Genomic DNA, 24,151 nt, shown 5'->3' with positions numbered 1-24,151 from the left:
CCCCTGCCCTTGCTGCCCTTGATCCCGAAGCCGCAACACCGCACGGAGCACCCATGAACGACATCGACGTCCCGGTCCTCATCGTCGGCGGAGGCGGCGCGGGGCTCACCGCCTCCATGCTGCTCAGCCGCATGGGCATCGAGTCCCTGCTGGTCACCGCCTGGCCGCAGACCTCGATCCTGCCCAAGGCCCATGTCCTGAACCAGCGCGCCATGGAGATCCTGCGCGACGTCGGCGTGGCCGACACCGTCTACGCCGCCTCCACCCCGGCTGAGCAGATGTCCCACACCGCCTGGTACGTAGGCCTGGCCGGCGACCATGAGGACTACGGCCGTCGGGTCGCCGGCATGGAAGCCTGGGGCGCAGGCGGCCGTTCCCCCGAGTGGCTCGCGGCCAGCCCCGAGCGGCAGGCCAACCTGCCACAGATCCGCCTGGAGCCGCTCCTGCGCGCCCGCGCCGAGGAACTCGCGCCCGGCCGGGTCCGCTTCCACCACGAGCTGACCGGACTCGCCCAGGACGGCGAGGGCGTCACCGCCACCGTCACCGACCGCGGGACCGGCGAGAGCTACCGGGTGCGGACCCGCTACCTGCTGGGCTGCGACGGCGGCCGTACCGTCGGACCCGCCGTGAGCATCCCCCAGGAGGGCGTACGCAACCTCGCCCGCGTGGTCTCCTTCCACCTCTCCGCGGACCTGTCCCGCTGGGCGCGCGACCCGGAGGTGCTGATCCGCTGGCTGTGGCTGCCCGACCTCGGCATCCCCGGGGTGCTCGTACCCGTGGGCCCCGAGCACTGGGGTCCCGAGTCGGAGGAATGGGTCTTCCACCTCGACTACGGTCCCGAGGACGGCCGCGCGCTGGACGACGAGTCCGTTCTGGCCGACCTGCGCACGGGGCTGGGCCTGGGCGAGGAGGACGTGACGGTCCACATGATCTCCCGCTGGTCCCTGGAAGGAGTGGTCGCCGACCGCTACCGCGCCGGCCGGGTCCTGATCGCCGGTGACGCCGCCCACCGCCACCCGCCCACCGGCGGCCTCGGCCTGACCTCCGCCATGCACGACGTGCAGAACCTCACCTGGAAGATCGCCACCGTGCTGGGCGGCCATGCCGGGGCAGCCCTGCTCGACACCTACGAGGCCGAGCGGCGCCCGGTGGACGCCACCAACGTCCAGCGCTCGCTGGAGAACGCCATGAACCAGGTCGCGATCAGCGCCCTCTTCGGCGGCGGCCCGCAGGCCGGCGAGGAGGAGAACTGGCGGCAGGCCCGCCGACTCTGGAGCGAGGACCCTGCAGACACCGGATTCCGGCGCGCCTTCCTGGCCACCGTGGCCGCCCAGTCCATGGAGTTCAACGAACTGGGCGTCGAGTTCGGCTACACCTACGACTCCGCGGCCGTGGTCCCCGACGGCACCGCCAACCCCGAGAACCCCGACCCCGTCCGCGTCTACCAGCCCGCCGCCCGGCCCGGACACCCGCTGCCCCACGCCTGGCTGGAGGATCTCGACGGCCACCGCGTGGCCCTGGCCCGCCTCGTGCATCCCGGCCGCTTCCTGCTGATCGCGGGGGAGGGCGGCAAGGCCTGGTGCGAAGCCGCGGAGAAGATCGCCGCGGAGAGGGGGCTGCCGTTGGACGCCATCCGGGTCGGTCACGTGCACGGCGACTACCGCGACCCGCGCTCCACCTGGACCGCCGCACGCGGGCACACCCCGCAAGGAGCCGTCCTGGTCCGCCCGGACCGCTTCATCGGCTGGCGCGCCCAGGGCTCGGCCACCGACCCGGTCACCGATCTGTCCACCGCCCTCGACACCCTGTTGGCCCGGTAGGGGGATCGCCACCGCGGTGGGCCCGCTCCGCCACCAGCTGCCGGCGTCGACAGCCGCCTACCGCCGACAGCCGCCTCCCGTCGGCGAGGCTGCTTCCCGTCGGCTGGGCCGCCCCTCGTCGGCCGGTCCGCGCCACGCCCCTCCACCCGCACTCGTCTCCCGGACCTCGCGACAGCGCGGTACCACCGCCGTAGCGGGGGCCGCCGAAGGGACCCGCCATGAACGACCCGACCCCCATCCCGGCCCGCGCGGCCGACGCCCACCAAGGCCTGCACAGCGGCCAGGGAGCCCTGCGCGGGGAGCACCCCGGCCGTGCGGACCAGCCCATCATCAAGGTGGTCGACCTGGCCTGGCTGGAGTTCACCAAGCCAGACCTGGACCGCGCCGAGACCTTCGCCCACGACTTCGGCTTCGCCACCGCCGCCCGTACCGAAGACACCCTGTATCTGCGCGGTGCCCTGGCCGGGCCGCACTGCCTGGTGATCCGCCGTGGCACCGCCTCCCGGTTCATCGGCCCCGCCTTCCTGGCCGCCGACGCCACCGACCTCGACCGGCTCGGCCGCGCCACCGGCCACCAGGTCAGGCCCCTGACCGAGTACGGGGGAGGCCGCGCCGTCGACCTCCTCGACCCCTCCGGCATCCCGGTCCGTGTCGTGCACGGCGTCGCCGAGGAGCCCATACGGCCACTGCGGCAGGCCCTGGTCCTCAACACGGGCACCCCTGCCGACGCCGCCCGGGTCAACGCCACCCAACGCCCGCCGCGCACACCCGCCCAGGTGCAGCGCCTGGGGCACCTGGTGCTCTCCACCCGGGTCTTCCGGCGCGCCCTGGACTGGTACCTGCAGCACCTCGGCCTGATCGTCAGCGACTTCCTCTACCTGGACGGGCAACGCGGACGCGGTCCGACCATGGCCTTCACCAGGTGCGACCGCGGCAGCGAACCCGCCGACCACCACACCCTGGCCATGCACCTGGGCCCCGACACGGGGTACGTCCACTCCGCGTACCAGGTCGCCGACCTGGACGTGCTGGCCGCCGGCGGTGAGTACCTGCGCGAGCGTGGCTATCACCGTTCCTGGGGGATCGGCCGGCACATCCAGGGCAGCCAGATCTTCGACTACTGGCGCGACCCCGACCGCTTCATGCTGGAGCACTACACCGACGGCGACCTCTTCGACAACACGCTGGAACCCGGCTGGGCCGCCATGTCCGCCTCCGGCCTGGCCCAGTGGGGCCCGCCCGCCACCCGGGACTTCCTCGGCACCACTCCCTCGCCACAGACGCTCCTCAAGGCGATCTCCGCGCTGCGCGAGGACAACGAAATCGACCGCGCCCGTCTGCTGGGCCTGATGAAAGCCCTGAGCAAGTGACCACGACCTTCCCGCAGCGCGTGCCTGTCGCGGTGATCGGTGCCGGGCCCACCGGGCTGAGCGCCGCAACCCTCCTCGCCCGTCACGGCGTGCCCGCCCTGGTCCTGGACCGCCACCGCGCCCCGTATCCGCTGCCGCGAGCCGTCCATCTGGACGACGAGGTGCACCGCATCCTCCAGGCCGTGGGCATCCACGAGGCGTTCCGCGCCCTCACCCGGCCCGCCCGCGGCATGCGCCTGCTGGACGGCTCCCACCGGGTGCTGGCCGAACTCCTGCGTGACAATCCGCACGGATGGCACGGCTTTCCCCAGGCCAACATGTTCGACCAGCCCGAACTCGAGCAACTGCTGCGGGACAACATCAGGAAGCACCCCTCGGTCACGTTGCGCGGAGGCATCGAGGTCACCACCGTGACCCCGCCCGCGCAGCACGGTGCCCCGGTGGAGGTCTCCTTCCGTGACGAGGGCACCGGCGCCTCCCACACCCTCCTGGCCGACGCCGTCCTGGGATGCGACGGCGCCAACAGCCTGGTCCGCGCCTCCATCGGCTCCCGGCTGCACGACCTCGCCGCTCCCCAGCGGTGGCTGGTCGTCGACATCCGCTGCCGTCTGCCGCTGCCCGCCTGGGACGGCGTCCACCAGATCTGCGACCCCCGACGGGCGGCGACCTACATGCGGGTCGGCGAGGACCGCTACCGCTGGGAGTTCCGCCTGCGCACCGGCGAGCAGCCCGAGGAACTCACCGACCGCAGGCGACTGCTGCAGCTGATCGCTCCCTGGACAGCGGGTATCCCCGAGGACGAGCTGCATGTCCTGCGTACCGCCTCCTACACCTTCCGTGCCCAGGTCGCCGACCGCTGGCGCATGGGCCGCGTCTTCCTGCTCGGTGACGCCGCCCACCTCACACCGCCCTTCATCGGGCAGGGGATGGGCGCGGGGATGCGTGACGCCCACAACCTCGCCTGGAAGCTCGCCCGTGTCCTCACCGGCCGGGCGAGCGAGGCCCTGCTCGACACCTATCAGGCCGAACGTCGGCGCCACGCACGGCAGTTGATCCGGACGGCCGCAGGCGTGGGAGCCGTGATGACCGGCGGTGGAGCAGGCAGCGCCCTGGCCCGCAACGCCGTCCTGCCCGCCCTTGCCCGGCTGCCGGGCGCATCCGGTCTCGTCCTGTCCGCCGTCAGCCCGCCGCTGCGGCCCGGCTCCCTGGCCGGCTCCCGCCGCCTGGGCCACCCGCGCCCCGGAACGCTGTGCCCCCAGCCCCGGATCCCCGACACCGACGGCACTCCCCGTCTGCTCGACGACCTGCTCGGCGAGGACTTCGCGCTCCTGGCGACCGCGCCCCTCAGCCCGGCCCTGCACGCCCTGGTGGGGGCGCTGGACGCCCGCGTCCTCCACCTGCACGACCCCCGGCGCCGAGAGCCCGGCGCGGGCGGCGCCGCACAGGGGGCCGATGCGGGCACCGACGCCTTGACCCGCTGGATGGGCGGCGCGGGCGCCGTCCTGCTGCGTCCCGACCGGGTCGTCCTCGCGACCGCAGCCCGGCCCCGCCCCGGCCGCACCTGCGGAGACGACCTGGCTGCGGCCGCAGCGGTCTGGGCGCCCATGCTGTGCAGCAGCGGCCGCACGGCAGCGGACCCCGCGGCCCTGGCGCCGGAACGGGGCTGACGCTGATCCCGCGTCGCGGCCGCCTCCGACATCCAGGCGCTGCCGCCACGTCCCGATGACGCGGCCTCCGGCCTGCGTCATCTCCTCGTAGTCGCCAGTCGCTTCCAGCTCGGCCGTGGCGAAGAAGCCGGTCGAGACCTCTGCCAGCCCGCAAACGCGGTTGATGCCGACCCGTTTCCGGGAGTTGGTAAGCGGGTTGTGCCGGCGCGGCCCGCCCGCAGGGGGTGGTCGGCGCCGAAGCCATCGAGATTGCGAAGACTTGCGCGCCATCGTGTTCGTGGCCACGTCAGGCCCCACGTGGAACCAGCTTCCCCCGGATGCGGCCCGTCCGGGCGAACCGCGCTGTCGGCGAGCGCCCCGTCAGAACCAGTGCAGGCAGTGCGGGGGGCGCTCGGCGCGGAAGAGGGCGTCAGCAAGAGCGGCAGCGCCCGGGCGGTGGGCCCGGATGTGTCCGGCGCGCACGAGCGTGCTCGGGGCGGTGCCACCCAGGTAGACCGAGCCCAGGTCGCTCACGCCCAGGGACAGGTCGGGCTCCCGGTCCGTCGGGACGCAGTCGGCCTTGCCGTCCCGGACGGTCAGCAGGTAGCGGCCGTGCTCGCCGAGGAACGGGTCCTCGACGTCGAGCACGAGCTCACCGTCCGTGAACCAGCCACGCTCGGTCAGCGCACGCGGAACGTCCAGCAGCCGTACCCACAGCCAGTCCGTGTCGTCGCTCGCCTGGCCGGCGCGGAAGTCCGCAAGCTGCCAGCGCAGGGGATGCCCGGGCGGAACGTGTTTGAACACGACCCGAGCGACCAGGTCGTGGCCGAGCACGAACCGGGCCAGAGCCGTGAAGACGGTGTCGTCAACGGTGATCGTCTCGTCGACCGTCAAGGTGCCGGACTCTACCGAGTAGCTGGCGTACCCGTCGGGGACACCGTCGGCGTCCCGGTGGACGGCGACGTAGCGCGGCGCCGGAGACACCGGTGGCTGTCCCGCTCCCAAGTCCCACCAGCGGTGCGGCCGGGACAGCGCGCCGGGCTGCGCGCGGCGGTACCGGTCGTAGACCTCTTCCAGGATCTCGCCGCACTCGGCACGCCGCAGCAGCTCGACAGAGCCCGTGTCCGATCCGGTCGCTGTGGCACCGGCCGCAGCGCCCGCCCGAGGAAGGGCGAAGGCGGCCTGGTGGCGCTGCACAGTCAGCCGGTGGGTATAGGTCGCCGGCCCGTAGCCGAACCTGCCGTAGATCGGTGCCTCGGAGGCCAACAGTACGGAGAGGAACTCCCCACGGGGCCGGAGATCGGCGAGCTGATACCGCATCATCGCGCTGAGCACGCCCTGGCGTCGGTGTGAGGGCAGCACGCCGACGAAGCTCACCCCGGAGACCGGGACGAGGTTCTCACCGGGCAGCGTGAGCTCGAAGGAATACGCGCCGGCGGTTCCGACGGGTCGCCCGTCCGCAGTCATGGCGAGCAGGTTGCGGTCCATTTCGAGCGCCGACCACCAGACCCCACCGCCGCCCTCGGCCGGGGTTTCCGGGAAGAGCCCGAACGCGGCATGAAGTGTGTCGACGAAGACGTCGAGGTCCTTGCCGGTCGTAGGACGGATCTCCATTGCTGCCGTTGCCTCCCCGAGGAACCGGCACCACGATCATGGTGCCCGCCACAGTGCAGCGTTGACCCGTGGCCACGTCAAACGAATTAGGGCCGGCCTCGAGGCCGGTCACAGCACAGCCCAGCCCCGCCCCGGTCGCGGCCGATCGACGACGGCCCGTTCCCACAGGTGGAGGAACGGGGCGCCGCGCTGCTCGGCTCCACTGGACCACACAAGGACCGAATCGGGCGGGGTGTGGAGTTCAGCGGGTGGCCGCAGGCGGGGGCGGCGGCGGTCGATCGTCTGTCATCCCGCGTTCCAGTTGCCGTGTCTGCCGGACCAGCGTGACGAGGACCGCGGCGAGCAGCCCGGCCGCCGTGGCGATGGCGGGTGTCCCGGCCGCCCGGGTGAGGAGGGCGCCGGTGACCGCGCCTGCCGCGAAGGCGGCGACGACGGCGGTGTAACGTCCCGCCCGCCGCGCGGCAGCCGGTTCTTTGCCCATCCGCCACTGGTGCGCCGCGACGATGGCCTTGTGCAGGTTCCCGCTCTCCGCGACGGTGGTGTACGGGCTGTCGCGCAGGGTGGTGAAGGTCGAGAACTGCAGCGCGGCGACGAAGGACACCGTCACCGTCGTCATCTGTTCCGGCATGCCGGCGGGCAGGGTCGCGAGCGCTGCCAGCAAGGCGATCTGAAGCGTCAGCATCAGTCGCAGCGGCCGGTGCACGAGCAGTTGCACACGGGGCAGGCCGAGTACTTGCACCACAAGGACGCCGACGCTGAAGGCCGCGATCGGGGCCAGCAACAGGAGGGCTCTGTGCCAGTGCCGGGCCGTGGCCTCCACGCAGAAGAGAAGGACGTTGCCCGACTGCAGGTTGGCGAACACCTGGTGCCGGACGAATGTGTAAGCGTCCAGAAAGCCGCCGACCGCTGCCAGAAGGAGCCCGACGGTCAGCGTGTCGGTTCGCTGGTGGATCGTGGCCATGCACCAGAGCATGCACGACGTGATCCGCCCAACGGCGGTGGACACCTGTGCGGGGTGCGGGAAGAGGCCGAATGTGGGGCACTCACGCCTGCTGGTGGGAGGGCTGCCTTCAGACCCGCCTTTCCAGGACCTGACGCAGTGCTGGACCGGCACATGCACCACCGAGGTCGGCCGTGCGCCGGCCGGCGTACCTGCGGCAGGAAGCTCCCTGCGCGAGCGCTGTCACGCTCTTCCCGGGGCGGGCGGCGGAGGGGCGCGGTACAGGGGGGGTGGACGCGGCGGGTCAGCCTTCGTCTGTGGTGGAGAGGGCTTCGGCGATGATGCGGGTGGCGAAGTGGGGGTCGTCGGTGACGCGGTTGATGTGCTCCGCGAGCAGGAAGGCGGTGGCTTCCAGGGGTGTCATCTCGTCTTTGGTCCAGTATCCGTACTGTTTACGCCAGAGGTTGGGGCTCAGGTCGGTGCCTGCGGCGATGAGCAGGCCGGCCATGGTGGGGATGGTCTCGGGGCGGATGCTGGTGGGCATCATGCGCATCGAGGCCACGAGGTTGGGCACCACGCACGCGATGACGTCCTCGTCGTGGTGCTCGTAAGCCGTGCGCAACCACTGCATGTACATGAAGATGAGGGTGCAGGTGCCGTCCAGCAGGTCATCGATTCCGCTGGGGCCCAGGGACGCGGCGAACTGGTCGGTCAGCGCCTGTTGGCCGGGGTCGGGCTCGGTGTTGCCGTCGTAGACGGCTTTGAGCCGGGAGTCGATCATCATGAGCGCTGCGCTCACATCGCCGGCGGGAGCGTGCTTCGGGTCGCAGGGCGATGACACAGGATTTCCTCCTCATGTGACCGCGGTGGGCCGCGCGGCGTGTCCGTACAGTAGACCGCCGAGAAGGCTGGGGTCTGCCGTATCCGGGTCAAGGGCCTTGCGCGGAAGTGGAATGGCTGCTTGGTGCCCCAGGAACGGCCAGGGGTGTTCGTCGGCTGTGGTTTGGCGAGCGCTTACCCGGTCGCCCCTGACCGCCCGCCGCCCCCTGGCGCCACGACTCCGGTGCGCTGTTGGCCGTTCCGTGCCTCGATCAGGCGGCGCCGTAGCCCCCGCCCCACGGGTCGCGCAGTCCGGCGACGCCGTCGGGGGTGCCGATGCCCGTGGGGGCGTCGTAGCCGGGGAGCGCGGAGAAGGTGCCCGCCTGGCCGACGGTGACGTCGAAGAAGTCCTGCGGGTGGGCGTAGGGGTAGGAGTTGGGGAAGGTACCCGGGGCGGGGTTGCCTGCGAGGGCGTACATGCTGGCCACCAGTGGGGAGGCCACACTCGTACCGCCCGCTACGAACCAGCCGGTGGTACCGCTGAGGGTGGGGGACGTGGTGTACACCGCGACGCCGCTGGCGGGGTCCGCGACCGCGGAGACGTCGGCGATGGTGCGGTTGTGGGGGCAGACGGCGTCGTGCTGGAAGGCGGGCTTGGGTTCGAAGGCGGAGCAGCCGCATCCGGTGCCGTTCCAGGCCTTCTCCCCGAAGCCGCGTGGCGTGTGCAGGGGGATCAGCGTGGTACCGCCCACCGCGGTGACATAGGGGGACGCGGCCGGATACTGCGTCACACCTCCGTTGTCGCCCGAGGCGAAGGCGAAGACCACACCGGGGTTGTTGCTGAAGTGGAAGTCGAAGTCGGGCTCGAACGAGGCCTCAGGGAACACCCAGCTGTTGGAGATGAACTTCGCGCCCTGGGCCACAGCTTGGTCGACGCCGGGGAACATGTCGGAGGCGAAGGCGCTGTCGTCCTCGACGACGAGGATGCGGCAGTCCGGGCAGGCGGCGCTGACCATGTCCACGTCGATGGCTTCCTCGAACGACCATTCCGGATCGACGGTGGGGGGCAGGGTGCTGCCGCCGCGCTGGTTGACCACACGCAGGCAGCCGCTGGCGGTGGTGCACGGTGGGAGGCCGAACTTGCGGCGGTAGACGGCCAGGTCGCTCTCCAGATGGGGGTGGTGGTGAGCGACGGTGATCGCCACCGTTCGGCCCCTGCCGCGCTGGCCGTTCAGGTCGTAGGCGCGACGCAGGTCCTGGGGGCTGAGGCCTGGCGGTCGCGCGTTCGGCGGCACGGACGCCATGGGTGGCAGGTCGGTGCGCACCATGGCCGTACAGGAGGCCACGAGGGAATCGGACGGTTGGTGGCAGACACGTTCGGCGGTCGGCTGGTGATGTTTCGCGGTGGGAGAGCTGTGGGCCCGGGCGGCAGGGGGACCCGCGGCCAGGCCTCCCAGCACAAGGACCGAGGCCAGCAGCCACTGGAGCGGGCGGACACCGTACATGACACTCCTTCGGGGCCGGACGGATGTCCCCTGACCTTCGCGGGCTGCCGCCGCCGGACGTTCGGGCCCACGGCCTTACCCGTCCGTCACGGCGTCACCACCGGTCCGCAGCACCCGGCACGGCATCTGCCGCGCGGCCCAACTATGGGTGCACCGACACCGCCGCAGCCTGAATGCTGCCTGAGCATCCGTCAGATGACGCACGGAATCCGCCTGTACGGCGGCAAAACAAGCTTTTACTACCGACGGACCAGGAAGCGATGACCTACCTTCTCGCTCATGGGGGGGAGCACGCGGCCTGGCCCGGGACGAGCGCAACAGCCGGATGGCGGAGACCATCACCGATGCCGGCCGGTACGACACGGATGATCGGCGCCGGCGACGACGCACCTGTCGACGGAGCTCTGCCTGAGCGGTTTCGGCCACGAGAACGGACAGCGTTGCGACGGCGTTTCGGGAGGCGTTCGGCCGTCTCCGCCTGCTGTCGAGTTGCGGAGCCGTGCTGTCGAGCACGAGCTCGATCGGACGGAGTGACCGAGGACCACATGCCGGACCACTGCTCGGCGCCGTAGGCCTCAAACCGCTCCACCTCGATGAACCCGAGCTTCGCCGCGAGGCGCATCGAGCGGGCGTTGGCGGTCTGGGTGGCGAGCACCGCTGGTTCGCCGGGAAGCGCGTCAGCGAACCATCGCGTCACCTCTCGCTTCAGCGAGCGTCGTTACTCGGCGAGTTGTCCGATGACGGCCCTATGACCAGGGGTAGTGCACTGACCGCTGCTGCACCACCCGGCGGGACACCCTCATGGGCCGCCCGCCGCGGTGAGACGGCTGGCCACCAAGGCGGCCGGGAGGCTGGCTCCACTCCGGGCGTGGACTGGGAGGAGCGCCGTAGTTGCTGCCCGCAGCCTCCGGCCGCACCCGGTCGAGGCGGGCCGCTGCTTCCTCGTAGAGCGGATCGTCGACCTATGTGTCAGTACCCCCGGCTACGGTGTCGGCGTGACTGATCTTGAGGCCATGGCGCGTGTCCGCGTCAGCAGTGGATGCGCTGTCGAGCGCTTGGTGTGCCACCCGCGTCTTCCTCTGGTGGCCGGCCTGGACGGGGAGCGTCCGGCAGTTCATGTATGGAGCTGCGAGGCGGGGCAGTTGCGCGAACTCGGTTCTGTCGGTGCCGAAACGGAGGGCTATGGTGACGTCTTCGGCTGGGAGCGGATCGAGCTGACGCCCGCACTGGCCTGGCATCCCGACGAGCCGCGGCTCATCGTGGCAGGCGGTGAGTGCGGCGTGGTGCAATGGACTCCTGCCGGACTTTCCGCGGTGGACGGTGTTCCCCCCACCGCCGACTACCGCAGTCTGGCCTTCAGCCCGGACGGCAGGACGCTGTGGGCATCGCCCTCCTCAGGCGACGCGTGGGACAGCTCGGACGTCGTCGACCTGGCTTCGGGGACCGTCAGTTCGGGCCCGCCGTGGGACACCGGCGTGGCCCGGCACCCCGGCGGACGACTGGTGGTTACGCTGGCCAGCGACCAGGGCGCGACGCACGGACTGTTCGCCCGGGTCGATCCCGGGGCCGGGACCAGTGCGATGCGCCTGCTCCGACGGGCTCTGATCCTGGACGTCGACGGTTACGAGACACCCCTCTTCAGCGCGGACGGACGCCATTTCGCGATCCGAGGCAACGCCTACGAGAACACGCTTGAGGTGTTCGCGTTCCCGTCGCTTCAGCGCGTCCTCGCGACGACCCTCGGCAGGCCCAGCCCCGGCTACCCCTATCCGCAGGAGTGGCTAGACCAGATGCGCGCCTGGTCGCGGCACAACCTGGCGTTCGGAGCCCGGCCCGGCGTGCTCTGGGTCGGAACACCCACCGGAGCTCTGGTCGAGGTCGACATCGAAGCCCCGCGCGCGGTCGAGCACGACGTACTGGTCGGATCCCCGGTCTCCGCGCTGGCCGCCACGGCGACAGGCGCGCTGGTCCTCGCGTCCGACGGCGGCGAACTCATGCTCGTGTCCGTGCGGTCCGACCCCGAGGAGACCCGCGCTGCGGACGACATCGACGCGTCCACGACCGCAGCGTCAGCGGTCTCAGAGTTCCTCGACGCCACATCCGAAGTTCCCGACGGCGGTGACCTGGAAGAGCACCTCGTCCTTACAAACGGAGACCGCACCTGGAACGCGGACGATCTGGCAACGGTACACACCGCAACGGCAGAAGATCCCACCTGGCTCCAGCTCCGAGCAGCCATCAACAAAGCGTGCGACGCGCGGACATGATCGGCCCGGCCCGCTGGTCCGTTGAGCCACCGAGCATGCACGCGGCCACCGACAGTGCCCCCGCCCGCAGGAGTGGGAGCTGTTGCGGGCAAGACCCTTCTGGCTCGGGGACTGCTGGACCCTCTGGCCGGGCAGGGGCTGGCGGTGCCGGTGACCGTGGCGGATGCCGGCCACGGTCGCAGCGTCTCCTTCCGGCTCACACTGGAAGAACACGGCTGGACCTATGTCATGGCCGTCGACCCCAAAGAGAACGCACGACCCGCCGACGCCGAGCCCTGTCAACCCCCTTAACGCGGATCGGGACCACCTACCCTGCCCCGCCACCGGCAGGCACCCCCCGGCTGCTCGGCCCCAGTGAGGGCGTCGCCGTGTCCGAGGAGTTCACCTGGCGGCAGTGCAACAAGGCTGCGATGCCCTCGCACTTCGCCGTGCTCGCCGTACGGCCGTCGGCCAAAGAGGCCTGCCGCAGCGCGCCCAGGGACAGACCGCCACCACCCATATCGCCGACCCGCTGCGGTTGGGGAAAATGCGCTGGCGGATCGAGCACGACTGCCGCGAACTCCAACACGGCCTGGGACTGCACCACTTCGAAGGCCGCACCTCGCGCGGCTGGCTGCTGGCACCACCACGTCACGGCACCGTCACGGTGGCCGCGGTCCGGCTCTGGCTCCGATCGTGACCCGCAGGACAGTCCTTAGTCAGCGCCGTGACCAGCAGGCCCACCGGCTTCGATCCTCCAGCCGCAGATCGGCGGGCCTCACAGGTGGCGCGGTTCGGCCCGCAAGAGTAGTCGCTTCGGGTGCAGTGTGATGCCGATCCGGGTGGTGGCGTCGGTGCCTGGGGCGGGCTGTAGCCGCCACCGCGCGACCACCGTGGCCAGGATGATCGCAAGTTCGGTCAGGGCGAAGTGGTCGCCGGGACATTGGCGGTTGCCGGTGCCGAACGGCATCATCGCCCCCTTCTGCACGGCGGCGGTCCGTCGCGGGGTCCACCGGTCCGGATCGAAGACCAGGGGGTCGTCGAAGGAGCGAGGGTCGCGCTGCATCGCATACGGGCTGTAGGCGATGTCGGTGTGCGGCGGGATCCGGTAGGGGCCCAGGGTGGTGGCGACCGCGGAGCGGCGGGTGAAGATCCATGCGGCAGGGCGCAGCCGCATGGCCTCGGTGATGACGTTGCGGGTGTGCGGGAGCCGTGCGAGATCGGCGAAGGCGACCGGTCGGCCCTGGGTGAGCGCGTTCACTTCCTCAACGAGGCGTCGCTCCTGCTCGGGGTGTTCGGTCAGCAGGTGCAGGGTCCAGGCGAGGGTGGAGGCGACGTTCTCGGCGCCGGCTACGACGAGGGAGACGATGTGGTCGTGGATCTCGCGGTCGTCGAGCGGTCTGCCGTGCTCGTCCGTGGCGGTGAGCAGGACCTCCAGCAGGTCCTCGCGTCGTCGTGGGCGGGAGCGGCGTTCGGCCACGAGCTCGTCGACGAGTGCGTGGAGCGTGGCGAGTGCGTGGTCGAAGCGCCGGTTGGCGGGGGTGGGCAGGCGATGCAGGGCGCCTACGGAGAGGATCATGCGTCGGTACAAGCCGTCGAATACCGTGTGCAGGGCCTGGCCGATCCGGTCGGCCTTTTCGCTGAGGGAGTCGACCTCCAGCAAGGAGCGCGCCACGATCCGCACGGCCGTGCCGAACATCTCCGATCCGATGTCGACGACGGTGCCGGGCTGCCAGGGAGCGGCGGTGGCCTGCGCCTCCTGCGCCATCACCGTCGCGTATCGCTCGACCTGCTCGGGAGTGAAAGCGGGCTGGATCAGGCGGCGTTGGCGGCGGTGCAGCGGCCCGTTGCTGGTGGCGACGCCCTTGCCGAGCAGCACCTCCAGGGTGCTCCACAGCGGTCCTCCCACGATGCAGTCGGGGTTCTTCAGCAGTGCCCCGGTCAGGTCGGGTGTGGTGGTGACGTAGACGGATGCGGTCCCGAGTCTGATGCGGACGAGGTCTCCGTGGTCGCGCAGCGTCGTCAGGAAGGCCAGCGGGTCACGCATCAGCTGCCATGTGTGGCCGAGGACGGGCAGGGCGCCGGGGACCGGCGGTGGCACAGCGGGCTGCCGTCCCGAGGGGAGGGATGTCCGGTCGGCTGCGATCGTCATGAGCGGCCTTCGAGGTCGTCGACATAGGGTGGGGTGGACCGGTCATCCCAGGTCTCCGTGCGGTAGCGCCCGGACTCCTGGTGGAACCAGTACACGGAGCTGAACCAGTTGCGCATGTTGAACAGACATGACCTGATCGCGGCGGCGTAGCGGGCGCCGTCCGCGCCGGTCTGGGCGGTGCGGTCGGCCAGTGCCAGCACGGCGGGTTCCGTCGCCAGAAAGATTTCGACGCACCCGCTGACACGGCGGTGCACCTCGGCCGCCGCCCTTCGGGGGGACATTCCCTCGTGGCAGATGAGGCTGATCCCGAGGTTGTGCACCTCACCGCCCGCCAGTTCCTTCGGGAGCGAGCACAGGTCGTTGTACCAGGCGGCAAAGTCCTGGGTGACCAGGGCCGCGCGCCGGAAGACGGTGTCGTTGCGCAGGGACGCGGGAAGCTCGCAGCCGGCCGTGGGCTCCAGCAGATCGATCCACAGCTCGTGCGCGAAGGTCAGCCGACGCAGCTCGACGTACTCCGCCACGTTCGGAACGGTGTGATGTGCGCGGTTACGGAACTCGCGGTCGTAGGCGTCCACTACCGGGTGGAAGTGCTCGGTGAAACGGGAGTTCCACGTGTCCGCAAGATGCGACCCCATGCGGACCAGACAGTCCGCCAGCGCGGAGACGAGCGGGTCCGCATGACGGCGGTGACGGTGCGGTTCGGCCAGCACGGCGTGCAGTCCTGCACACAGCTCCCGCCACGCCTCGGACCTGCCATGCACCACGTCACGGTCGTGCCGGTCGTCCAAGGCGAAGAACCAGGCGCTGAAGTCAGCGATCGCCGCCAGCAGCTCATCAGTGGCGCCCAGGTAGTAGCCGGCCACCAGATCCGTGTAGCGCAGGTCGTCGGCGAAACGCTCGACGATGGACGGCGACATGAGCCGTTGCTCCCGCAGCCACGTTCGTGTCTGGATCTGCAATTGGGGCCAGTACGGGTGCAGGCGGCGCGAGAATCCGGTCTCGATCCGGGGGAGTGCCAGAGCCCGCGAGTGGGCGGGCCAGGGCGTGTGTGCGCTTCCGTCGGTCAGCAGGCGCGTCACCGGCCCCCGGGCTCCGGACGTGAACTCACTGCCTCCCGCGTACTGGTACGGACGGATTACCTCGCCACTGCTTGGGTGCTTCGCTGTCCACACGGGCCTCCCCCTCATGGTCTCTCATCAGTCGGTGTTCGGAACCGCCGGTCAACGGTGTAGGTGGGCCGTATGCCGACAGATGCCGCCCCGGATCATCCCGGCCCAGGGCGTCGAGGATCCCGGAGCCGGGCGCGCGGGGCCGGGACCGACCGTGTCCGACCGGCCAGGCCCGACGCGCTCCGCGTCAGACGTCCACGCGGCCCATGAACCAGTTGCCCGGCGCCTCGGCATCGTCGCTGAGCAGGTACTCGCGGATGTTCTCGCTGAACTCCTGGCGGGTGATGTGACCGTCGCTGTCGCGGTCCAGATGCCCGAACGCCTCGACGATCTCCTCCATCTCCAGGGAGGGGAAGGTGGCCCGGTAGAGTGCGACGAACTCCGGCTGGGAGAGCCGACCGTCCCGGTCGGCGTCACCGGCTTCGACAAACGCGTCCACTGCCACCCCGAGCGAGTCGGCGTACCTGTCCGGGTCGTCCGACAGTCCGGTGACGGCGGTGACGTACTCCTCCCGGCTGATACGGCCGTTGCCGTCGGCGTCCATGGGCGCCAGCAGAACCTCCCAGAGCCGTACATAGGCGTCGTGGATGCGCTGCGCGTCCGCGGAGTCGACGGCGAAACCGGACGCGTTGGATGCCGCGCGGGCCAGTGCCACGCAGTCGTCCCTGCTGAGGTCACCGTCGCTGTTGCGGTCGAGCAGGTCGAAGCACCGGGCGATTTTCCGCTCCACGAACGTCTCACTCATGGCGCACCTTCCGTAGGGGGACTCCACCGGTGACGTTGCCCAGGCGGAGCTCGGAAGGCACTGAAAGTGGCTACATTCCGAACGTTTCAGCGCCAGGTACACCGTTCCGGGACAGCACATCTAGGGCGTGTCCGATGTGTTACCGGCTCGGCCTATGGAAGCCACGGTGGCTTCAGCTCCGCACGACTCGAACGCACGGCAACGAGCGTCATCCGTCCAGGTGGATGGTCGCATGCGGTGCCAGCTGCGGGGGCAGAGCCCAGCGGAAGGACGTCCACCGCGACAAGGGAGCCACCGTGCGCACGCTCACCAGGATTGCCGCCACCGTAGCCAGCGTCGCGACCGTCGCCTGTTTGCTACCGGCGGCCGCCTCGGCCAACCCCGCGTGGACAGCCGATGGACACCTCCCAAGAACCGTCACCTCCCCTGGCCTCGCGGCGGCCCCGCCGGAGGGTTGCAAGCGTGTTGAGGCATACGGCGCGAACACCCACTGGTGGTCTGCGCTTGAGGGCTGCCTGACGACCGAACCCGGTCACCCCGCCGTCAGGGTCGAATCCGACTGCCAATACTCAAGCCTCCGCGTGACCTGGACCCACGTTGGGTGCAGAGTCTGGGTGAAGTACTCGGTCAGCAAGGACGGAAAGGAAATCGCTCAGGGCGACTTCTCCTATGGCTCCGACCCACACCACGGGGGTGGAACGAGTCGCAGCACCTGGTACACCTGCGAAGGCCACGGCACCTACACCCTGAAGTTCATCGAGCGGTGGACCGAGGACTCCGGGAAACCCAACTCGCGTGTTGAGCTGCCCTACCTCACCGTCACGGCCGACGGATGCTGACTGCCCAACACAACAGGATCCTGCATGGACCGGTCGCACCACCCAGAATCGAAGCCAGCCCATGACGGCGTCATGACTGCCGCAGGCACACACCGCAACTCCTCACGACATGTCCGCAAGCTGCAACTCCGGCCCTGACCCGTCGGACACGCCCTAGGCGCGGCGCTGCCGCCGCAGTTCATGGCCGGCCTGTTCCGCGACGTGGAGGCGGTCTGGGAGAAGCACGACCGCCCTGGCCGGCCGCGCTTGGTGGCTCAGGCCAACGTTGCCCTCGGCCCAGAGAGCACCGTCGAGCAGGCCCGACGCAGTATCCGCGACTCCTACGGATTCACGGGCCGTGCCGACCACGTGGCCGACGGTCTCCTCACCACACCGGAGACGATCCGTAAGGCGGTGGGTGACTTCATCGGCATCGGCGCCGATGAAGTCACGCTCTACTGCTGGTCCCCGGACATCGACCAGATCGACCGCCTTGCCGACACCTTGTTCTAGGGAGTGTCTGTCACCTCCTCACCGAAGCCGAAAATACGGTCCAGGGTCGGAATCGCCTCTTCTCCAGGGCAGTGCACCAGCGGCTGGCCGTCTGCAAGTGTCCTGACAACTGGCGGTGCGGACCCTGCGCGAGCGCGAGCCGAAGTGCTCGTACTTCAGAAGCTGTTGATCTGGAAGACCTTTGAGTGGTGACTGGGCCGCCGATCTGGTTCTGGCCGGCCTTCCGTGACCCTGCGGATCTGGGGCGGCGCATCGAGCACATCGCACTGGCTCAAGGTTTCGACTTGGGCGAGGTGCGGACTCGCTCGGGGTGGGACGCCGGCGCCGAGGTGAGCACGGATCGGGGAGCAGTCGTTGTTTCCCCTTGCGCGGAGGCTTCCTTCTGCATACGGATCCTCCGCCACCGTGGCTTCGCGTCCCCGGAGGGGTGGACGAACGACCTTGTCGCTGCGGTGGGTGTCGCGAATCTGTGGTACTGGCGCAAGCGTTCGAGGAGGGTGACCCTGCTTCTGCGAAGTGGCGTGAGCTGCTTTCCAGCGAGTGGCACCTGCGTGATCGGCCATTCCTCATGGCGGCCCACGCACACCCTCAACTGCGGTTGCTCTTCCCTTCAGAGGCCAGCACACCATTGCGTACGCCGGAGACTCCGCTCCTGGACCGGATCCGACGACACCATGCGGACGTCAACGAGCTCGCCGCCACCGGCCTGTCGCTGAACGCCATCGGGCGCCATCTGCGGGTGGACCGCGAGACGGTCCGACGCGACCGGAACCAGGACCTGGCGGGGATTCTCGCCCCGGCGCAGGACCGGGGGCACGGTGTGCTCGACCGACGCTCCAGCCAGCCGACTGTGGCGAAAAATCGACTCGGCGCCGACCCAACTCTGTGCGCCTTGGTCACGAGAGCGCCTTACCAGTCTCGCTGGCCTCCTGCGCCGCGGACGGTGGCGGGGCGGCAGCGCGGACCTCCAGTCACGGTCAGCCGTCTGGGTAGATCGCCCGCGATCGAGCAGCGAATGCAGTTGCCGCGTGCGTTCGGCGCTCCGGATTCTTCGGCGGCGCGCTCCTGCCGCCCGTGGCGGCAGAGGTGTTCTGTTTTGACGTCGAAGGGCACCAACGTCGCCAAAGCCGCACACTGATCCAAAGGGAGGACCGACTCCGGGCGCACCAGCGGCCGGGGTCTTCCTGCCTTCCCCCCAGCCCAAGCAGGCCGACCTCCAGAGTCGGGGACTTCACGGGCAAGCGGGGGCGGAATCCGTGAATCCGTAACGCCCCCACCCCCGCCACTTGCCGAGATCCTCGCGGAAAATCAGGCGAGAATCTGAACCGCTAGGACAGTCACGTCGGGAACCGGGATCGACTGGCCTGGATTGATGTAAAGGTCCGGCAGGCCGAGCATGGCAACCCGGGCGCGATTCACGCCGGATGTGACGTGCTGGACGTGTTCGATATCAAGGTACGTCGTGGGGTCCGGTGTGCCGGCGATACAGGTTGTCACCCCATTTCCCCACAGCTCGATGCCGTGGGACCAGATCGGATACGGGGGGCAGGTCACGACCACGGACGCGCTGGCCGGGGTGGCCGTCGCGAACCCCCCAGCGATAGCAGCGGTAACGGTCAGTGCTGCCGCCGCTGCTCGTCTAGCTGTACTCCATGCCATAGCGTGTCCTGCTTCCTTTTCCCGTACTACCAAAGGATCTGTGGTGGAGAGATGGTGCGGGTGGAGCAATACGTGGCGTTCCCGTCCTACGTCGTTTCCAGCTGACGGTTGAGGTCGCGGTCTGATTCCCGCTTGACTCCAGTCGGCTGGGGACGGGTTTCGCGGCCCGCCCGGGTAACGGTTGGCCGCTCCGCACGAGACGCTAGGACGGCGGGTCCTTTGCTCGTCCTGGATTCGTCCTAGGGCGTGTATCGAAAGTGGATCTTTAGAGCATGTCTCATGTGGTGAGTGCCGCGAGCTTCTTAGAGCAGGTCAGGGCTGCTGCGAGGCCAAGATAGGCGACGAAGTGGGAGCCTTTTCGCTCATATCGGCCGGTGTGGCGGCGGTAGCCGAAGAGCCAACCTTTGGATCTTCCAGCGGTGCCGGCCGAGCCGTTCACTCGACTCGATGCCCCGGCGGGCGATACGCGGGATGATTCCGCGTTCGCGCAGCCAGGCGAGGTGGCCGGCGGAAGAGTACGCCTTGTCGGCGCGGAGTTTGACCGGTCGGCGCCGACGTGGGCCGCGCCGGGAGCGGATGGCGGTATGCCGCGGACCAGCGGCTTGAGAGCCTGGCCGTCATGCGTGTTCGCGCCGGACACAGCGACGGCGAGCGGGATGCCCTGGGCCTCGGACAGCACGTGCAGTTTGCTGCGCTTCTTGCCGCGGTCGACAGGGTTCGGCCCGGCCAGCGCCCCCCCATTTCGCCCGCACCGACGCCGCGTCGACGATGACCGAGGCCCAGTCCAGCTCGCCCCGGGCACCGAGTTCGTCCAAGACCGCCCGGTGCAGCGGCCGCCACAGCCCCGCCTTCGTCCACGCGGTGAACCGGCGGTGCGCGGCGGCAGGTGAGACGCCGAACGTCTCCGGCAGGTGCCGCCAGGCGCACCCGGTGGTCACGACGTACACCACTGCCGTGAACACGGCCCGCTCGTCCAACGGCGCGGTCCCACCGCGCTGCGGACGGGACGTGAACGACGGCAGCAACGGGGCGACCAGTTCCCACAGACCATCAGGAACCAGTAGATGCGACAGATCAGCACCCACGGCCGGCATCATGCCGCACAGACATCACACCATGTTAGACATCCTCTTATGGTTCCCCATGGGGTATTCGCCTGACATCGTTCGCCGGCTGCTGCCAGACTTGCCGGAAGCGGAGGGACGGGGGCTTCACGGTGACGACCAAGACGGAGAAGGCGCGGGCCTATCTGTGGGAGCTGCAGGCGCAGCTAGCCGGGGCGACCGGCATGCGAGAAGCGGTGTGGGGGACAGGCGAGGTGGCAGGCATTGTTGAGGTCGCGCGACGCATGCCCGGCGTCTCAGAGGAGCAGTTGGAACACTTGGTCAGGTCGGCAATGACTCCCCCCGAGCACTGGCCGCCGCGCGGACCTTACGAGCCGCTCTGGGGCCATCGGCTGGTCCATTTCCTGGCGGACCGTCTAGAGCTGGCCTTTGAAGGCCCCTTCACCCGTCCCGTGCTCGGCATGCTGGCCACAGGAGAGATCAATGCCGTAACACTGCTCGCCCCCGACTCGCAGACTCACATCGTGGTCTTTGAGGACGAGCTCTTCAACTTCGCCAATTTGTTCGGCAAGGCGGTGGCCCTTGCAATGCCGTACGAGGTGAGAGGGGATGGCTGGATTGCCTTCTCCCCGGGAATCGATGATGTGCGACGCCACGTGCGGGAGTCTACGGATGCCATCCACCGCTTCCGCGATGTCGTGCTCGCCTATGTCCTCACAGGCCGGCCGAGCGCGGCGTCTCCCTACCAGACAGAGCCGGTAGTCAGGGCGATGAGCTCCATCCTCTTGGATGGTATGGAGCTCTTCGTCCTTGGCCATGAGTATGGACATGCGATGGCTGGACACGTGGCTGACAGGACCTCGCGTCGCATGCTGGGGGTAGGTGACGTCGATGTCACCGAGGTGACCTGGAAATGGGAGCAGGAGGCCCTGGCAGACATCATCGGCTGGAAGCTGTGTGTCGGGGCCATGGGAAAGAAGTTCGGCCTGGAACTGGCCCATGCGGGCGTCGAACTGTTCTTCTCTGCCTGTGAGGTCCTGGACCAAGCTGTTTCCTTGCTGACAACGGGCGAGCGTGCGCCGCACGCCGGATCGTCCTCCCATCCGCCTATCGGCATTCGCCGCGAGGTTGTCCGTGAGGAGGCCAGGGATGAGCTCGGCGAGAGGGCTGCGCCGATACTGGATATGGGTACGACAATCCATGAGGTCGTAGAGGTCCTCTGGGCACAGACCGCCCCCGTTCTCCTCGACCTCCACCGTCAAGGCGTCGCCCCCGACGCCCGCTGGACCGCCAACCTCTAAGGTCTAGGCACAGCTCGCTGCCGACTTGGCGGACGCGATCAGTGCGGAGGGCACCCGCCGCTCCACGCCCTTCACGCGCAACCGCATCCCCTTCGCGTCCACCCCGACGAGCGTGCCGCACAGCGTGCTCCCGTCGGTGCGTACGATCTGCACGCCCGGGTCGCCGGGGCGCGGGCCGTACCAGGTGAGGCCGATGCCGGCGGCGACCATGGCCAGGGCCAGGAAGCCGGCGGCGATGGCGCGGTGGAGGTCGCGGACGGCCCGACGTGTGGTGAGCCGCTCCCGGGTGAGCAGCTCCTCCAGCGAGGCATCGGCGACACGGCGCTTCGGCATGCCGAACGCGGCGCGCATGGCGCAGAAGGCGCCGGCCGCGGCGAGCAGGAGGCCGCCGAGGAGGAGGACGCCCACGGTGCCGCGGGCGCCGCAGGAGAGGCCCTGGATCGTGTCGGGCCCTTTGACGATCCCGACCGCGGTCAGGAGGCCGAGGAGGGCGGCGAGGCCGTTGCGCCAGTTCTCCGCCTGGGCGCGGACACGGGCCAGTTCGCTCGCCAGGAGGGTGCGGGACTCCTCGGCCCGGGCTCGGCTGGCGGGTGTGCTGGCTCTGCCCGGCCTGACCTCAATTCTCATCATTGGTCACTCCACTCGACGTGGAGGACCCAGGAGGCCCCGCAGCCCTGGTGCTCGCCGGCCTCGGGGTGGGTGGCGCGGCAGGCGCAGATGACCTCGACCTCGCGCGAGCCCGCCTCGACGGCCCGGCGGTGCAGCAGTCGGCCCAGTAGACCGGAGGTGCCGAGCGCGCCGGCGTACGAGACGAGCGGCTCGGTGTGCACGGTCTCATGGGTGCAGCGCGGGCACGGCCCACTGACCACGATGACCTCGGGTGACTTCTCCGCCGGATGCAGGATAACGTGCGCGGTCCCGGCCGCCACCGTGTTCCAGGCCGGGTCCGACTCCGCTCGGTACGGCACAGGCTGCTGATTCGTCATGTATCCCTCTTGCGTCCGGTTCGGTCAACCTAACGGGAAAGCCAGGGAGTCGGCTACAGCGTCTGGTGCCATGCGGTGGGCGCATCGGCGCGTGATCCGGGCCGTGGGGTCGCCACGGCCCGGATCACGCGGGTTCACACCGTCAGGCCCTGCGGTTCGGGCGCGTGCCCGGCGGGCCGGGTCGTGAACGTGCCCCGGCCTGGGTGCGGCCGCCGAGGCGGGACGCGTAGCCGAAGAGCTCGGCACCGCCGAGGAGGTCCGCGACCAGCGAGCCGTCACCCTCGCCGAGGCATACGCCCGCCCTCCCGAACGCGTCGGCCGACGCCCCCGACCACCCCGGATACCCCAGCAGGCGTGGATCAAGGACCCGGACAAGCGCCGTGACCCCGCACCACAAACCTCATAGCGTCACGACCGTCTCACTGGGCTTGAGATCTTCCGGGATCCGCAGCGCCCGCGGGCCCCCCAAAGCCGGGTGTACGGCCGCGCCCTCCGGCCGCCCCCCGTACGCAGGAGGCCACCGTCATCGAGATCCGGCCGGTCAGGCGCGGCAGCGCAGCATCTCCAGCGGCGGGTGGGCGAGGAGGTCCGCCCAGAAGTCCTCGCCGAACTCACGGATGCCCGCTTCGGAGACCTGCAGCGGAACCCACTGCACCTCACTGAACCCGGCCGCCCGCAGGCACTCCTCGTACACCTCGCGGCGCGGGACGGTGGCGACGATACTGATCGGCTGCGGGTCGAGGAGAGCGGTGACCCGCACCCGCGGACCCGTCTCGACTGCCTCGCCGGTCGGTTCGCAGAGGAACCCGTACTTGTCCAGGGACGCACAGTCGAACCGGTAGTCGGGTTTCTGGCAGAGCACGAAGAACTCTCCGCCCGGTACCAGGCTCCGGTGGATGTTGCGGCACATCCGTTCCAACGTCACAGTGTCCTCGGTGTAGTTGAGGCACTGCACCGCCACCCCGATGTCGTAACGCCGGTCGAGAGGCCGCAGTTCGGCCACGTCACCGACCTCGTAGCGCGCGCCCAGCGGGTCATGCTGCTCGATCTCCCGCGCCGCGGCGATCATCTCGACGGAGATGTCGACGCCGAGCACATCCGTGGCGCCGCGCCGCAGGAACTCCCTGCTGTAGAAGCCGGTGCCGCACGCAAGGTCGAGAACCGACTTGCCCTTCACGTCCCCGACCATGGCCAGGAAGCTCGGTACCTCCCCGTAACGTATCAGCGGAAGGGACTTGAACCCCTCGAACGCCTCGCCGATCTCGTCGTACTGCTGCACGCTCACGTGCTGCCCCCTCGGTGCTTCGTCCGGTACGCGGCCACGCCGGCCCTGCGCGTTCACAGGCTCCGCCGGCCCGCGGTCGTGGCAGAGAGTCTGCTCCGACCCCGTCTGGCCGCCGTACTGGCAGATGGCACAAAGAAGTCGGCGGGGAGACCTCCTATCACCCAACGAAACGTTGACGTTCACGGTGACCGCTCCCGCGGCCCGGCTGCGTGTGGTCCGCCGTCGGATGGGGCTCCGCGATCATGTCACCGCGATCGCGCACCAGGCAGGGCTTCGGCGTAGTCGCGTGGCGCCCGGTTCGCGACGATCTGTCAGCTCGGCGGTGCCCCCAGAACGTGACAGGTACGACTTCCAAGATCATGGAGTTCTCTACGCCTCGTGATCCGAGTGGAAGACCGTGCCTGTCGACGCATCATCGCTGATCCCGCCTGCCCTTGACCAGCTGCACGAGCATCCCGACCCGCGAGACCCACGCGGCGTACGGCACGCTCTGGTTGCC

18 protein-coding genes and 4 pseudogenes are annotated in these 24,151 nt (G+C 69.7%); 9 read left to right on the top strand and 13 right to left on the bottom strand.

Annotation, left to right across the window (positions count from 1 at the left end):
• The first annotated feature begins 53 nt into the window (after positions 1–53).
• The 4 genes and pseudogenes from IE244_RS35870 to IE244_RS35855 form a co-directional block, all read left to right on the top strand.
• Entirely contained in the window at positions 54–1,820 is a 1,767-nt protein-coding gene (locus tag IE244_RS35870; RefSeq protein WP_191877764.1) for an FAD-dependent monooxygenase, read from the top strand.
• A 218-nt stretch (positions 1,821–2,038) separates the two neighbouring features.
• Positions 2,039–3,190: a VOC family protein gene (locus IE244_RS35865; RefSeq protein WP_191877763.1), complete on the top strand. Its 1,152-nt coding sequence runs from the start codon at positions 2,039–2,041 to the stop codon at positions 3,188–3,190.
• Entirely contained in the window at positions 3,187–4,857 is a 1,671-nt protein-coding gene (gene mhpA / locus IE244_RS35860) for a bifunctional 3-(3-hydroxy-phenyl)propionate/3-hydroxycinnamic acid hydroxylase MhpA (RefSeq protein ID WP_191877762.1), read from the top strand. The genes IE244_RS35865 and mhpA overlap by 4 nt, the downstream gene beginning before the upstream one ends.
• A gap of 214 nt (positions 4,858–5,071) precedes the next feature.
• A pseudogene (locus tag IE244_RS35855) lies at positions 5,072–5,177 on the top strand (IS5/IS1182 family transposase); the annotation flags it as partial.
• Positions 5,178–5,217: 40 nt separating this feature from the next.
• On the opposite strand, the gene IE244_RS35850 reads toward IE244_RS35855, so the two are convergent.
• The 5 genes and pseudogenes from IE244_RS35850 to IE244_RS42455 form a co-directional block, all read right to left on the bottom strand.
• Positions 5,218–6,450 carry a GNAT family N-acetyltransferase gene (locus IE244_RS35850; RefSeq protein ID WP_191877761.1) on the bottom strand — a complete coding sequence of 411 codons (1,233 nt, stop codon included), beginning with the start codon at positions 6,448–6,450 and terminating at the stop codon, positions 5,218–5,220.
• 241 nt (positions 6,451–6,691) lie between these two features.
• A complete protein-coding gene (locus tag IE244_RS35845) occupies positions 6,692–7,411 on the bottom strand; it encodes a YoaK family protein (RefSeq protein ID WP_191877760.1) in 720 nt (239 codons plus the stop codon).
• A 283-nt stretch (positions 7,412–7,694) separates the two neighbouring features.
• Complete coding sequence (locus tag IE244_RS35840; RefSeq protein WP_191877759.1) at positions 7,695–8,231, bottom strand: hypothetical protein; 537 nt, start codon at positions 8,229–8,231, stop codon at positions 7,695–7,697.
• A 250-nt stretch (positions 8,232–8,481) separates the two neighbouring features.
• Positions 8,482–9,714 (bottom strand): S53 family peptidase, encoded by a 1,233-nt coding sequence (locus IE244_RS35835; protein WP_229854626.1) that lies wholly within the window; start codon positions 9,712–9,714, stop codon positions 8,482–8,484.
• A 523-nt stretch (positions 9,715–10,237) separates the two neighbouring features.
• Positions 10,238–10,402, bottom strand: a pseudogene (locus tag IE244_RS42455) (GNAT family N-acetyltransferase); the annotation flags it as partial.
• 307 nt (positions 10,403–10,709) lie between these two features.
• Between IE244_RS42455 and IE244_RS35830 the strand changes: the two are divergent.
• Both IE244_RS35830 and IE244_RS43430 read left to right on the top strand, forming a co-directional pair.
• Complete coding sequence (locus IE244_RS35830; protein ID WP_229854624.1) at positions 10,710–11,981, top strand: WD40 repeat domain-containing protein; 1,272 nt, start codon at positions 10,710–10,712, stop codon at positions 11,979–11,981.
• A 63-nt stretch (positions 11,982–12,044) separates the two neighbouring features.
• Positions 12,045–12,660, top strand: a pseudogene (locus IE244_RS43430) (transposase); the annotation flags it as partial.
• Between the two features lie 78 nt (positions 12,661–12,738).
• On the opposite strand, the gene IE244_RS35815 reads toward IE244_RS43430, so the two are convergent.
• From IE244_RS35815 to IE244_RS35805, 3 genes are all read right to left on the bottom strand, one after another.
• On the bottom strand, positions 12,739–14,112 hold the full coding sequence (locus IE244_RS35815) for a bifunctional albaflavenone monooxygenase/terpene synthase (RefSeq protein WP_191877756.1): 1,374 nt from the start codon (positions 14,110–14,112) through the stop codon (positions 12,739–12,741).
• A complete protein-coding gene (locus IE244_RS35810) occupies positions 14,109–15,029 on the bottom strand; it encodes a terpene synthase family protein (RefSeq protein WP_229854623.1) in 921 nt (306 codons plus the stop codon). The genes IE244_RS35815 and IE244_RS35810 overlap by 4 nt, the downstream gene beginning before the upstream one ends.
• A gap of 439 nt (positions 15,030–15,468) precedes the next feature.
• Positions 15,469–16,026, bottom strand: coding sequence for an EF-hand domain-containing protein (locus tag IE244_RS35805; RefSeq protein WP_191877754.1), 558 nt, complete (start codon positions 16,024–16,026; stop codon positions 15,469–15,471).
• A 296-nt stretch (positions 16,027–16,322) separates the two neighbouring features.
• Here IE244_RS35805 and IE244_RS35800 point away from each other — a divergent pair, with 296 nt between their 5' ends.
• Both IE244_RS35800 and IE244_RS35795 read left to right on the top strand, forming a co-directional pair.
• Positions 16,323–16,865 (top strand): hypothetical protein, encoded by a 543-nt coding sequence (locus IE244_RS35800; RefSeq protein WP_191877753.1) that lies wholly within the window; start codon positions 16,323–16,325, stop codon positions 16,863–16,865.
• A 180-nt stretch (positions 16,866–17,045) separates the two neighbouring features.
• A complete protein-coding gene (locus IE244_RS35795; RefSeq protein WP_191877752.1) occupies positions 17,046–17,357 on the top strand; it encodes a hypothetical protein in 312 nt (103 codons plus the stop codon).
• Between the two features lie 1,308 nt (positions 17,358–18,665).
• Here IE244_RS35795 and IE244_RS35790 read toward each other — a convergent pair.
• Positions 18,666–18,854 (bottom strand): hypothetical protein, encoded by a 189-nt coding sequence (locus tag IE244_RS35790; RefSeq protein ID WP_191877751.1) that lies wholly within the window; start codon positions 18,852–18,854, stop codon positions 18,666–18,668.
• 439 nt (positions 18,855–19,293) lie between these two features.
• Positions 19,294–20,101, bottom strand: a pseudogene (locus IE244_RS35785) (IS5 family transposase).
• Positions 20,102–20,232: 131 nt separating this feature from the next.
• Between IE244_RS35785 and IE244_RS35780 the strand changes: the two are divergent.
• Complete coding sequence (locus tag IE244_RS35780) at positions 20,233–21,381, top strand: hypothetical protein (protein ID WP_191877750.1); 1,149 nt, start codon at positions 20,233–20,235, stop codon at positions 21,379–21,381.
• A gap of 3 nt (positions 21,382–21,384) precedes the next feature.
• Here the strand turns inward: IE244_RS35780 and IE244_RS35775 are convergent, their stop codons facing one another.
• From IE244_RS35775 to IE244_RS35765, 3 genes are all read right to left on the bottom strand, one after another.
• Positions 21,385–22,011 (bottom strand): hypothetical protein, encoded by a 627-nt coding sequence (locus tag IE244_RS35775; protein ID WP_191877749.1) that lies wholly within the window; start codon positions 22,009–22,011, stop codon positions 21,385–21,387.
• A complete protein-coding gene (locus IE244_RS35770) occupies positions 22,008–22,367 on the bottom strand; it encodes a hypothetical protein (protein WP_191877748.1) in 360 nt (119 codons plus the stop codon). Before IE244_RS35770 ends, IE244_RS35775 begins: the two co-directional genes overlap by 4 nt.
• 541 nt (positions 22,368–22,908) lie before the next feature.
• The gene (locus IE244_RS35765) at positions 22,909–23,652 is read right to left on the bottom strand and encodes a class I SAM-dependent methyltransferase (RefSeq protein WP_191877747.1); all 744 of its coding nucleotides are present in this window, start codon (positions 23,650–23,652) and stop codon (positions 22,909–22,911) included.
• Between the last annotated feature and the right edge of the window lie 499 nt (positions 23,653–24,151).

It is taken from the genome of Streptomyces filipinensis (assembly GCF_014649495.1).
Lineage (GTDB): Bacteria > Actinomycetota > Actinomycetes > Streptomycetales > Streptomycetaceae > Streptomyces > Streptomyces filipinensis.
The sequence above is the reverse complement of the archived record's forward strand: the minus strand, read 5'-3'. Positions and strand labels throughout refer to the sequence as shown.

What these genes read in the sequence shown, in the direction of transcription:
- IE244_RS35775 (WP_191877749.1), bottom strand. Translation starts at nt 22,011, where the DNA reads ATGATGAGAATTGAGGTCAGGCCGGGCAGAGCCAGCACACCCGCCAGC.
- IE244_RS35815 (WP_191877756.1), bottom strand. Translation starts at nt 14,112, where the DNA reads ATGACGATCGCAGCCGACCGGACATCCCTCCCCTCGGGACGGCAGCCC.
- IE244_RS35770 (WP_191877748.1), bottom strand. Translation starts at nt 22,367, where the DNA reads ATGACGAATCAGCAGCCTGTGCCGTACCGAGCGGAGTCGGACCCGGCC.
- IE244_RS35795 (WP_191877752.1), top strand. Translation starts at nt 17,046, where the DNA reads ATGGCCGGCCTGTTCCGCGACGTGGAGGCGGTCTGGGAGAAGCACGAC.
- IE244_RS35810 (WP_229854623.1), bottom strand. Translation starts at nt 15,029, where the DNA reads ATGTCGCCGTCCATCGTCGAGCGTTTCGCCGACGACCTGCGCTACACG.
- IE244_RS35835 (WP_229854626.1), bottom strand. Translation starts at nt 9,714, where the DNA reads ATGTACGGTGTCCGCCCGCTCCAGTGGCTGCTGGCCTCGGTCCTTGTG.
- IE244_RS35865 (WP_191877763.1), top strand. Translation starts at nt 2,039, where the DNA reads ATGAACGACCCGACCCCCATCCCGGCCCGCGCGGCCGACGCCCACCAA.
- IE244_RS35805 (WP_191877754.1), bottom strand. Translation starts at nt 16,026, where the DNA reads ATGAGTGAGACGTTCGTGGAGCGGAAAATCGCCCGGTGCTTCGACCTG.
- IE244_RS35850 (WP_191877761.1), bottom strand. Translation starts at nt 6,450, where the DNA reads ATGGAGATCCGTCCTACGACCGGCAAGGACCTCGACGTCTTCGTCGAC.
- IE244_RS35845 (WP_191877760.1), bottom strand. Translation starts at nt 7,411, where the DNA reads ATGGCCACGATCCACCAGCGAACCGACACGCTGACCGTCGGGCTCCTT.
- IE244_RS35870 (WP_191877764.1), top strand. Translation starts at nt 54, where the DNA reads ATGAACGACATCGACGTCCCGGTCCTCATCGTCGGCGGAGGCGGCGCG.